The organism is Spirosoma endophyticum, from assembly GCF_900112365.1.
GTDB classification, from domain to species: domain Bacteria; phylum Bacteroidota; class Bacteroidia; order Cytophagales; family Spirosomataceae; genus Spirosoma; species Spirosoma endophyticum.
Genome location: NZ_FOLQ01000008.1, coordinates 287,457 through 298,785, shown reverse-complemented (window position 1 = coordinate 298,785; position 11,329 = coordinate 287,457). Strand labels below are relative to the sequence as shown.

The following is an 11,329-nucleotide window of genomic DNA, read 5'->3' as shown; positions in this document are numbered from 1 at the left end:
TATCGTCAGTTAGCGCGGACCGGGTGGGCAGTATTTAAGCAGGTAATTGGTGTATAGCGTTCGAAGGTGTACAGATGTGCCCGGCCCTTCCGAAATACTGTGCGTCCGGTTTGGATACGACATCAGCTGAAACTGCTTGTTATATTTCACCAACTCATTGATCAGCACTTCGGCATTGTCGTAATGTACGTTATCGTCGCCGGTGCCGTGAATATAGAGCAAATTTCCCTGTAGATTTTTAGCATACGTAATGGGCGAACCAGCCACGAAATCCTCCCGGTTTTCCTGTGGCAAACCCATATACCGTTCCTGATAAATGTTGTCGTAAAATAACTGGTTTCCGACGGCAGCAATGGAAATTCCCGTTTTGTAAATCTCGGGGTGCTGGAAAAGCAAATGCAACGTAGTGGACCCGCCCCCGCTCCATCCCCAAACCGCCACACGACTCGTGTCAATGTAAGCGTGTTGAGAAAATAATTTCCTGGCCCCCATTGCCTGATCGCGGATGTTGGTACGCCCAATCTGCCGGTAAATCGACTTCCGCCAGGCGGCTCCTTTCAAATTTGGCGTCCCCCGATTGTCGAGTGCTACGTAGATGTAACCCGCTTTGGCCATATCACCCAAAAACATCCGATTCATGCCCACCGAAAAAACATCATTGACCGTACTGCTGGCGGGTTCGCCGTAGACATAGAAAACAATCGGGTATTTCTTTGTGCTGTCGAAATCCGTAGGCTTGGCCATCCAGCCGTCCAGCGTTACGCCGTCGTCTGTGGTCAGGTTAAAAAAGCTAACGTTTGGTTTGGCAACGGGCTTCATGCGCGATTCAATGCTTTCCGGCGCGTTAACGGCCTTATGATCGGGCAAGCTAATCCACTCGCGCACGGGTGGCGTCAGGTAATTTGTAAAGCTGTGTTGCGCCAGTCGACCATTTGGCGAGATGGTATAATCGTGCGTTCCCGATAAACTGGCGGGTGTTATACGTTCAGCTTTCCCTTTGCCATCCAGGCGGGTTCGGTAGAGGTAACGCTGGTTTGTATTTTGGGGTGAGGCAATAAAGTAAAGCTGGCCACCTGCCTCGTCGATCCGACTAATCGACTCAATGTCATACGTGCCCGGTGTCAATAAAAGTTCGTTTTTACCGTCAATTGCCAAGCGGTACAAATGCCGCCAGCCATCTTTTTCAGACACCCAGGCAAAGGATTTGCCACCCTCCAGCCACTCCCAACCACTTGGGTCATCGTTATTCCAGCGCTCTTTTCCATCAATCCAGGCTTTGTCGGTTTCAGTGTAAATTGGCATAACGGCCTGATTGGTGGCCTGGCAGATAAACACTTTACTTTCGTTCTGTTTACGGTTCAACTGCTGCACAATCACGCTTCCTCCCTTGGGAAGCCACTCCATCCGAATGAGGTAATGCTGCTGCGGATCACCGGGAAGATTGAGCCAGTTGGTTTTTCCACCCAAGGCAGACACCATTCCAATACGTGCAGGTGATGGACTTTCGCCTACTTTCGGATACTCAACCGGCACTACGTGCGAATAAGCCGAATCGGTTGTATTCAGCATCAAATAATCCCGAATGTGGGTGGCATCCACCTGCCAGTAGGCAATCTGTTTACTATCCGGACTCCATCGGAAACCGTCACGGCAACCAAACTCTTCTTCATAGGCCCAGTCGAACGTACCGTTGATACGTTTACGGGTTCCGTCGGTGGTGAGTTGCGTTAGCTTACCTGTTGCTACGTCTTCGGTAAACAGGTTGTGTTCACTTACGTACGCTACATTACGTCCATCCGGTGATAACTTGGCATACATGAGCGACTGCATGGGGCGTCCCTTTCCTACCTGGCGAATCTGTCCGGTATTTCGGTTGATGAAATAATAATCTCCCCGTGTATTATAGCGCCATACGCGAGCGGTGTTGGTAAAAATCAGTACGTTGGCACTGTCGGGTGTGAATGCAAAATCAGCAACAGGCATTACTGAGTCGCTCCCGGGACGACGCAATTTTTCCTTTGATAACAGACTGGTTTTACGGCTCGTACGAATATCGGTTTGTACAATATCTCCCTGTTCAACAGCCGCATAGGCATTACCATCGGCGCTCCAGTGCATCTGACGGCCGGGTATCTGTGCCTTTGCAAAACAGAAGGGAACGGCAGCCAGGAGCAAGGCCAGCCGGAAAATAGAAAAAGACGGGTTCACGGAATGAAGTGTATAGTTGAGGTAAGTAACCCTCAAAAATACAGCATTTCCATGAACCCGTCTCTGTCAAAGCACTTAGTTCTTCAGGACTCGATTTTCCTGGTTTCTTCCTGCGGGGATATTACAACCGGCGTCTGGTAGCTACGTATGACGAAATAAATACCCATCAGTACGGCAGGAATACTCAAAATCTGGCCCACGTTTAGCGGCAATTTATCCTCGAAAGGCACCTGATTTTCTTTCAGGTATTCGTAGAAAAACCGGAGGCCGAATATCCAGATCAGGAAAATACCCAGCATACTTCCGCGAGGTGTCCGTTCCTTGTAGCGGTTCCAGAACCAAAGCAACACCAGGAAGATCACGAAACATGTAATCGACTCGTACAACTGGGCCGGGTGACGCGGAATTTTCGCGTATTCCGCATTATTCATGAACACAAACGCCCAGGGCAAATCTGTCGGGCGGCCTACGATTTCGGAGTTCATCAAGTTACCGAAGCGAATGCAGGCGCCCGCCAAGGCTACCACGATGACAATACGATCCGTTACCCACAGAAAAGTCTGGTTCGTCAGTCGGCTTTCTTTCCGGCGTGAATACAGCCACAAGCCCGTTAAGATACCAATCGTAGCCCCGTGACTGGCCAAACCAGCAAAAGGTGGCGTAATAACGGTTAGAGGATGATGAAGTAAAACTTCAGGTTCATAGAACAGAAAATGACCGATGCGAGCACCCAGAATTGTGGCTACAACCATGTAAATCAGGAGTGTGTCGGTATCAGCAACGGGCTTGTTCTCTTTCTTGAAAATATAGCCCATAATCTGCATCCCGATCAGAAACCCCAGTGCGAATAAAAGGCCATACCAACGCACCGAAAACGAGCCTATGTGAAAAATTTCGGGATTAACTTCCCAAATAATGTATTGAAGCATATAGAATCAGTGGCAATGTCGATTGATTTATGAACGACGGCGAGCAAAGATACGTATTGCGGGAAAGTTTTTGGCTGTTTTGGTGTTTACCTGTTTATGATGAAGTCAATTCTGATTGGACTGGTTAAGGTTTATCAGGCCATTGTGTCACCTTACTTTCCCAATGCCTGTCGTTATACACCAACCTGTTCGCAGTACACCATCGAAGCCATTCAAAAACACGGCGCTATTCGGGGTGGATGGATGGGCCTGAAACGCATTAGCCGGTGCCATCCGTGGGGTGGGCATGGCTACGATCCAGTGCCCTAATTTCAGCCCACTTTCAACAGCCATTCGTGGCTATGGGACTATGACATTTTGACCTGTCACACAAATCCGCCTGATTTTTGACTATCCACTAATTACTATTGATTATTGACTACTATGCTTGGTATAACTGCAGATAATAAACTGAAACGCCTGATTATTGTGGGCGACCGTGTGCTCATCAAACCCAAAGATCCCACCGACCGTACAAGCAGCGGTTTATACTTACCCCCAACCGTACAGGAAAAAGAACAAGTTCAGTCGGGTTATGTTATTAAGGTAGGACCGGGTTATCCTATTCCTACGCCAACGGAAGATGAGCCCTGGCGGAAAACCGAAGAAAAAGTAAAATACATGCCGCTTCAGGCACAGGAAGGTGATGTCGCGCTGTATCTGCAACGTAACGCCATCGAGTTGCAGTACGAAGGCGAGCAGTACGTCATTGTGCCGCAAGGCTCAATCCTGATGTTGGAACGACTGGAAGATTTGTAGAAACCGCGGCTGGAAAGCCGCATTGCGGCAAACACTATGCGAAGCCATTGGTTGATATCATTGACAGTCCTGCTAATGGGGCTTACTTTTTTTATGGAAAGCGTAGCGAACCAGCAAAAATCGCTGAAAGCGATACTAAGCGAAAAGAAAGATCATCGGCGTGTGCTGTTGCTTTATGTACGCGATGATGCGCAACATTATAGCCTTGAACAACAGGAAGCCCTCACCGAAGCGCATGAAGGGGTAGCGGAACGTGATCTGGACGTTATCGTGCTGGTTGCGTCAACGGTCATGGAACCCGACCGCCAGTTCCTGATGCATGATTACAAGCTCAATCCATCCGATGGATTTGCAGGCTGGTTAATTGGCAAAGATGGAGGAGTGAAGAAAACCTATAAAAAGCCTGTCTCAACCAAGGAACTGTTCGACACGATCGACAGCATGCCGATGCGAAAACAGGAAAGTAAACAATAAGTCTGACCGCGCGGGCGGCCCCACCGGGATTTATGTGATTTAACTGACTGACTTTGATTTTGCTTTCAGAGAAAGCCAGTTCATAAAATCATAGTCAGTCAGTTAAATCACATAAATCCCGGCGGGGCCGCCCGCGCGGTCAGACTTATTGACTATCCAGATAACGTAGCGCTCCGGCTACTTCGGACCAGGATTTTAGTTTCACTTTTTGATCGGCCGCATACTGATCGATACGGGCGGCCTGCTGCGGCAGCGCAGCCACCAGTGACTTTTTGCTGGCTACTACCGACTTCATTTGACCATCCGCTAGTTTTAGAAAATAATTTTCGGAGGGAGGTTTTGCATTGGCAATCCATACATAATACTCTTCCCGTGTATCAAACCTTTCCTTGCCAAAGTCATTCTCCATTGGGTTCGTATTTTTCTTGATATCAGACCGGATGTGTTTCACCAGCTTGGTCATACGTCCATCGTGAAGTACCTGATAAAATTCGTTGGTGGTCCATGTCCCTACAGCCGGAAAGCCTTTTTTGAATGTCAGTGTATCAGGACCCCAGATCACAAATTCGGAAACGGGATTTTTAGGCGTCATCACCTGCTTGTCCTGAATATATTCGACTTCGCCCGTTTGAGAATTGTACCGTAGCTGGGTGTTTGTCCGCTTATTCCCATCCATGATCCACCCATTGCTCATCGTTTCTGAGGGCAAATAGGGCGATCCCTCAATGTTTTTGTAGCGTGTAAGGTAGGGATCGTAGATCTGAATGGTTTGCACGGTGTTCGCATCCGAAGACGTTATTATCGGCTGAGATCGGGCGTATGTTGTTGCGATCACGATTAAGCACGTGAGTCCGATATAAAATTGTTTGTGCATACGGTTTTAGGCTGCTGATGACAAAACAAACCACAATTGGATGTGCCGGTCAAGATAAGCACATCGGTTCTTATACCTCATTAATTTCTACTGACCTTTGTCGCCAAATTTAGTGGCTTCAGTAATGCCTTTCCACGTATCGGTCCGGAAAGGAATGGCCGGAAATTTCTCCTGATTGTACAGGTTTACGTCGCCGTTGTCATCGGCCCACCCGTAACGTACGGCTATTGGCTTAGCCACTGAATCGGCGTGAACGACGATAGAATTACCTTGAAGGTCAGCTTTTGCATAGTAGAATTTCTGGTCAGCACCTGCCACTTCAAATCCCTTTAAGTAACCATATTTATCGTTCACGAATAGGCCCCTGCCTACATTCCGAAACGTCAGAACCGCTTTGTTGCCGTCAACTGTCATTTTATCAAACTGGGGTCCACGCGATGTTTCGCTGGGATTACTTTCGCTTTTCTGGTACGCTACCCGCATAGCTTCGGCCGCTAAACGCTTCCCAACATCTTCCTTATTCCTTGGGTGAATGTCCGTCCGTTCGCCAATGTCCGACGTAACAGCCATGCCGGTATTGGGCAATTGCAGCGTCATGGTTTGCGCTTCCCGAAGTTCCGCCCACGTACTTCCACGCCGACTGTCGCCATTCCCAGCATTATAATTGGCTAACTGGACAAATAGAAAAGGAAAATCGTAACCCCAATGATGCCGCCAATCCTGAATCATCAGCGGAAATGCGGTGCGGTACTGGTTCGCCCGCCCCGCATTCGACTCACCCTGATACCAGATAACGCCCTCAATGGCATACGGGATCAATGGATTCAGCATGGCATTGAATAATTGGGTAGCATACGTATTTGGACCTGGTTTATAGGAAGAGGCAAAAACACTGGCTACCCGGTATTTCCATTTCCCGGCCAATGGGATTGTCAGACTTTCACCCGACAGGTTAAGTTGCTCCGGTGTACCAACCATTCCCCCAACGTTCCCCTTATCAACGATGCGTACAGCCACTACGTTACGTCCCGGTTTCAACAAGCCATCGGGTACGGTATACTCACGGACTCCACTGCCTTTTTTACTGCCAATCAATTGACCATTTACGAACGTCGAGTCATTGTCGTCAACAGAGCCCATACGTAACTGCATTTTGTTCAGTTTACTCCCTTCTGGAATAATTACCTCCTGCCGAAACCAAACAACGCCATCAAACGTCGGTAAGCCACCCCACTCCCAGTCACCGGGGACATTCATGGTTTTCCAGGCGCTATCATCCAAATCTACCTTTGCCCATGTTTGCTCCTCAGCAGCGGTGGGGAGACCATCCTGTTGAGACTGCACGAGCGCTTTCGTCCGCTCTGAACCACGCTGAATCACTTCTTCCTGAGTGGCTGGCAACTTATTGGCAACGATCCGTAATTCATCATGCTGATTCATGGCTTCCCGGCTAGTCCATGTTTCGGAATGCGTGCCACCCCAGGATGTATTGATCAATCCAATGGGTACATTCAATTCCCCCTGAAGCTGCTTGGCGAAAAAATAACCCACGGCGGTGAAGTTGGGAGCCGTTTCGGGGCTGCACACGGCCCAGCTGCCCTCCATGTTATCTTTAGGCGTTAAGCTGAGGTCTTTTTTAACCAGTAATTGCCGGATCTGCGGATGAATTGCTTTGGGAATTTCCGTTTTGGCAGTAGACGCCGAACGAAGTGGCCACTCCATATTCGACTGACCGGAACAAATCCACACCTCCCCTGTCAGCACGTCGTCGAACGTAACGGTATTGTTTTTCCCCCTGGCAACAAGTTGATAAGGCCCGCCCGCTTCCATTGGCTCAAGCGTAATACGCCATTTACCATCTTTGCCCGACTTTACGGTCTTAACCTGAGAAGCCAGCGTAACGGTCACTTTTTCATTCGGGTCAGCCCAGCCCCAAACCGGCACGGGTTTTCGACGTTGCAAGACCATGTGCGACCCAAAAACATTAGGTAAACGAACTTCGGCCGAAGCAACTTGGACAACCAGTAAACTAACAAGAAGACTTCGTATCAAACGTTTCATTTGCTTTTCAGATGTTAAGGGGAAAAGAATTATACCAGCGTGCGAGACACCAAAGCGCTTTTCAACTAAAAGGCAAAATGCCATTTTTATCCTTATCACTGCCTAAAATCCTGAAATGAACACGATTATTGAATTATCGGCCTTCAGAAATTACAAATAATAACGCTGGTATAGCGACCAACCAATCTGACCAAAAGGACGCACTCAATGGCTACCGACTGGATTTACCCTGGTAGCTACTACGTCGGAACAAATGGGAAATTTACCTTTTTACGCGGGAAACTGAGCTAATGTCAAACAACTTTCTGAACATTATACAGGGCTAATGGCCCTATCAGCATACTCAGGTAATACTAACGGATATGACCCGTTTTACCCCGCACTTCCATCACATTGGGTGCGGTACGCCGGGTAGCAAAGGTATAGCGCAAGGTCAGGCCATAACTCATACCGCTGCCTGTACCCTGTAGTTGGGCTTCCTGAGGGGATTTCCCATTGACTGTGTAGGTTACATTGGTGTTGATGGAATTAGCAAAGCCGAAAAATTTTCGGGCTGAAATCCCCAGATCAACGCTGTTGCTCAACCGAACGTTGTATTCGGCACCCACTTCGGCTAAAGCAGTTAGCTGCGTATTCGTATGCGTACGGCCAGACAAACGCATTGTATCGCGTGCTTCCCGATACCCCTGTTTCCCGTAACTGATTAATGAGAAAATCCCTTCCTGCTCACCACTATTTGGGACAGCCCATAAACCACCACTCAGCCAGAAACCCGACCGCAGCCACGACTTACTGGTTGATAGCACCAGACGCTTACCCCGTAGTACAAACGCATTTTGCCCATTCATATACCGAAAGACCAAGGGCGAACTAATGCTACGGACGGATACCTGGGTATGAATGGGAATTCGGGAATATCCCCCTTCTATCATCCAGCGCTCTCGTAAGGCCAGGCCGACCACGACACCCCAACTCGCTTTAGCAACCCGATCACTTTCAAGCAGGCCATTGATCGAATTATCGAGTTGAGCATGATCCGTTTTGACGAACCCTTCCAGAGCAACGTACCAGCGATCCCGAATTTGGGGGCCGCCATAACGCGTCACCAATCGTTTATATTGATGTTCCTGAGCCGGTAACCGATAATAGTCCGCCACACCCTGACCACAAGCAGGCAGTACAGCTAAGCCAAGCAGGAAAAACAGTAAGTAGCGTTTCATCATCAGCGGTCGGTTAAACTAATGCCTAAATAACGCGATAAATGTTTGTTTGTTAATTACTTAAGATAAAATAATTCCAGATGTAATTTAACGGATTACTTAGCAGTCTGTAAGTAAAACACGAACGTATTTACCATCTACTCAAAATTTAATAAGTTATTAATTTACAACACGTTACAAAAAGAAGCCCGATTCTGAAGAACCGGGCTTCCAAACAGCATTAAGGATACGTCGACGTAGCGATTTATCATTTTTATGAACCGTGTTTCATAATGGGTACAGAAACGGTTACGTTGTCCCAGGCAATTGCAATGCTGCTGTTGGATGGCGTAATGGTTAATTTTTCGATAGGTGTTTTGGTCGAAGAAACCGGCACTTTGATCATCGCTACGTCGGTGCCTTTGATTTTATCGTAATCGTACGCTCCCCACTGACCCAGTGTGCTATTCAGCAAAACACTCCACTCCTTTTCGCCGGGAATGGTGAAAAGTGTATACGTACCGGCTTTCACCATTTTGTCACCAAACATTATGTCGCTTTTAAACGTCACTTCGGTCGCTTCGTTAGCACCCGTTCGCCAAACTTTACCGTATTTTTCCAGGCTATTCGACCCTTCGGCACCAAATATAACCCGGCCTTTCTTGGCTGGCTGACCATATACAATTTTAATGTTCTTGTCCGGGCTTTCGACGGTTACTTTCGGACTGGCAGGGGCTTTTTTGTCCTGGGCTTGTACCAACGACACCATCGCAAGCAAGAAAGTGAGTACAACTAGTAAATTTTTCATGTGTGTAACTACTGATTTTATGGATTATTTCTCTGTAAAACGATGCAAGGTACGGTATAGTTTGGGGACGGTGTAAACCGTATGGCAAATGGTGGTATTTTTATGTTTGTAACCGTATGTAAGCATACCCTTTTTCAAGCGAATGGCAACGACTTATTTCAGCAAACGCAACCTTCAGTTTCTTCTACATGAAGTCTTTAAGGCCGAAGAACTCACGAAATATGACTACTTCAGTGCCCATGATCGGGACACGTTCAACCTCGTGCTCGACTCGGCAACTTACATTGCTGATACGCTCATGCATCCTTATTTGAAGGAAGTTGATAAAAACCAGCCAGAACTTAAAAATGGGCAGGTTACCGTGCATCCGAAGATAAAGGAATATTTGAAAGCCATGGGCGATGCGGGCCTGATTGGTGCCGGTTTTTCGTTCGATCACGGGGGTCAGCAACTACCCGAAATGATCAGTTCGTGCGTAGGGTTCATTTTGATGGCGGCTAACAATGGTATGATGTATACGGGGCTGACCTCGGGCGCAGCTCACCTTATTACATCCTTCGGAACGCCCGAACTCAGCGAAGCTTTTGTACCGAACATGCTGGCGGGCACCTGGCAGGGCACCATGGCACTGACTGAACCCCAGGCAGGATCGTCGCTGTCGGACGTAACGACGTCGGCTACGCCCCAGCCAGACGGAACCTATAAAATTAAAGGCCAGAAAGTGTTCATCTCGGCGGGCGATCACGATGCCGCCGAAAATATTATTCATCTGATGCTGGCCCGCATTGATGGCGCACCGAAGGGAACAAAAGGTATTTCCTTATTTGTGGTGCCTAAATACCGGAAAGATGAACAGGGCGAATCCACCGCACCGGCGGACCGGCCGGGCAATTTTGTTGATAATGACGTAGTGTCGACAGGTGTCTATCACAAAATGGGGCAAAAAGGCGTACCAGCCATGCATCTGACGATGGGGTCAAACGACAACACTGTTGGTTACATTGTCGGCCAGCCGCATCAGGGCCTCCCCTACATGTTCCAGATGATGAACGAAGCCCGCATTGGCGTGGGAATGACGGCCGCAGCCATTGCAACGGCGGCTTATTATGCCGCTTTGCAGTATGCGAAAGAACGGCCGCAAAGCCGCCGACTGAATGAGAAAAACCACCTGTACGCTCCGCAGACATCTATTATCAATCACCCCGACGTTCGGCGAATGTTGCTATTCCAGAAATCCGTAACTGAAGGTTCATTGTCATTATTGATTGAAGCAGCCCGTCTCTATGATATCAGTGAGGTGGCTGAAGGCGAGGAAAAAGAGAACGCTTTCCTACTGCTCGACATCCTGATGCCCGTAGCCAAATCGTACCCTTCCGAAATGGGTGTCCAATCGGTGAGTCAGAGCGTACAAACCTTTGGCGGCTACGGCTACACGGAGGATTTTCCGGTGGAGCAACTCTACCGCGACATTCGCATTACGCCAATTTATGAAGGCACAACGGGCATTCAGGCACAGGATTTATTAGGTCGAAAAATGACCATGAAAGGTGGGAAAGCCCCCCAATTGCTTTTTTCCGAAATGAGCAAGACCATTGCCGAAGCCAGTACCCACGACGACCTGAAACCCTATGCCGACAAACTCGCAGCCGAACTTAAGCGCACCCAAGACGTAGTGATGAGCCTGATGCCGCACGCTCAGAAGGGCGATATCGAGCGGTATCTATCTGATGCAACACTCTTTCTAGAGCTATTCAGCATCGTCGTTATTGCCTGGCAATGGCTAAAACAGGCGACGGTTGCGAAACAAATCCTGATCACGCAAAATCCGCAGGGCGACGATCTGGCTTTTTATGAAGGTAAAATTCACACGATGAAATTTTACTTCCACTACGAGGTTCCTAAAACGCTGGGCTTAGCCGTGCGTCTCAAAGACCCCGAAGTATTGACGATCGTCTCGGAAAAGGAACTGGCGCTGTAA

General features: G+C 48.4%; 10 protein-coding genes. 4 read left to right on the top strand and 6 right to left on the bottom strand.

The window, feature by feature from the left end; genetic code table 11:
- Positions 1–9: 9 nt before the first annotated feature.
- Complete coding sequence (locus tag BM202_RS20930; RefSeq protein WP_093829774.1) at positions 10–2,118, bottom strand: S9 family peptidase; 2,109 nt, start codon at positions 2,116–2,118, stop codon at positions 10–12.
- 173 nt (positions 2,119–2,291) lie between these two features.
- Entirely contained in the window at positions 2,292–3,137 is an 846-nt protein-coding gene (gene lgt / locus BM202_RS20925; protein WP_093829718.1) for a prolipoprotein diacylglyceryl transferase, read from the bottom strand.
- Between the two features lie 99 nt (positions 3,138–3,236).
- Between lgt and yidD the strand changes: the two genes are divergently transcribed.
- The 3 genes from yidD to BM202_RS20910 all read left to right on the top strand — a co-directional run bounded on the left by yidD (position 3,237) and on the right by BM202_RS20910 (position 4,409).
- Positions 3,237–3,446 (top strand): membrane protein insertion efficiency factor YidD, encoded by a 210-nt coding sequence (yidD, locus tag BM202_RS20920; protein WP_093829716.1) that lies wholly within the window; start codon positions 3,237–3,239, stop codon positions 3,444–3,446.
- A 114-nt stretch (positions 3,447–3,560) separates the two neighbouring features.
- Positions 3,561–3,935 (top strand): co-chaperone GroES, encoded by a 375-nt coding sequence (locus BM202_RS20915; RefSeq protein ID WP_093829714.1) that lies wholly within the window; start codon positions 3,561–3,563, stop codon positions 3,933–3,935.
- A 75-nt stretch (positions 3,936–4,010) separates the two neighbouring features.
- On the top strand, positions 4,011–4,409 hold the full coding sequence (locus BM202_RS20910) for a DUF4174 domain-containing protein (protein WP_245776731.1): 399 nt from the start codon (positions 4,011–4,013) through the stop codon (positions 4,407–4,409).
- A gap of 145 nt (positions 4,410–4,554) precedes the next feature.
- Here BM202_RS20910 and BM202_RS20905 read toward each other — a convergent pair whose 3' ends face one another.
- The 4 genes from BM202_RS20905 to BM202_RS20890 form a co-directional block, all read right to left on the bottom strand.
- A complete protein-coding gene (locus BM202_RS20905) occupies positions 4,555–5,244 on the bottom strand; it encodes a hypothetical protein (RefSeq protein ID WP_143100723.1) in 690 nt (229 codons plus the stop codon).
- 126 nt (positions 5,245–5,370) lie between these two features.
- Complete coding sequence (locus BM202_RS20900) at positions 5,371–7,344, bottom strand: sialate O-acetylesterase (RefSeq protein WP_093829708.1); 1,974 nt, start codon at positions 7,342–7,344, stop codon at positions 5,371–5,373.
- A gap of 353 nt (positions 7,345–7,697) precedes the next feature.
- A complete protein-coding gene (locus tag BM202_RS20895) occupies positions 7,698–8,567 on the bottom strand; it encodes a hypothetical protein (RefSeq protein ID WP_093829706.1) in 870 nt (289 codons plus the stop codon).
- A 250-nt stretch (positions 8,568–8,817) separates the two neighbouring features.
- Positions 8,818–9,351, bottom strand: coding sequence for a DUF2911 domain-containing protein (locus BM202_RS20890; protein WP_093829704.1), 534 nt, complete (start codon positions 9,349–9,351; stop codon positions 8,818–8,820).
- Between the two features lie 142 nt (positions 9,352–9,493).
- Here BM202_RS20890 and BM202_RS20885 point away from each other — a divergent pair, with 142 nt between their 5' ends.
- A complete protein-coding gene (locus BM202_RS20885) occupies positions 9,494–11,329 on the top strand; it encodes an acyl-CoA dehydrogenase (RefSeq protein WP_093829702.1) in 1,836 nt (611 codons plus the stop codon).

Bases quoted from the DNA above. Each gene is read 5' to 3' on its own strand.
- lgt (WP_093829718.1), bottom strand. From the start codon at position 3,137: ATGCTTCAATACATTATTTGGGAAGTTAATCCCGAAATTTTTCACATA.
- BM202_RS20930 (WP_093829774.1), bottom strand. From the start codon at position 2,118: ATGCACTGGAGCGCCGATGGTAATGCCTATGCGGCTGTTGAACAGGGA.
- BM202_RS20890 (WP_093829704.1), bottom strand. From the start codon at position 9,351: ATGAAAAATTTACTAGTTGTACTCACTTTCTTGCTTGCGATGGTGTCG.
- BM202_RS20895 (WP_093829706.1), bottom strand. From the start codon at position 8,567: ATGATGAAACGCTACTTACTGTTTTTCCTGCTTGGCTTAGCTGTACTG.
- BM202_RS20885 (WP_093829702.1), top strand. From the start codon at position 9,494: ATGGCAACGACTTATTTCAGCAAACGCAACCTTCAGTTTCTTCTACAT.
- yidD (WP_093829716.1), top strand. From the start codon at position 3,237: ATGAAGTCAATTCTGATTGGACTGGTTAAGGTTTATCAGGCCATTGTG.
- BM202_RS20900 (WP_093829708.1), bottom strand. From the start codon at position 7,344: ATGAAACGTTTGATACGAAGTCTTCTTGTTAGTTTACTGGTTGTCCAA.
- BM202_RS20910 (WP_245776731.1), top strand. From the start codon at position 4,011: ATGGGGCTTACTTTTTTTATGGAAAGCGTAGCGAACCAGCAAAAATCG.
- BM202_RS20915 (WP_093829714.1), top strand. From the start codon at position 3,561: ATGCTTGGTATAACTGCAGATAATAAACTGAAACGCCTGATTATTGTG.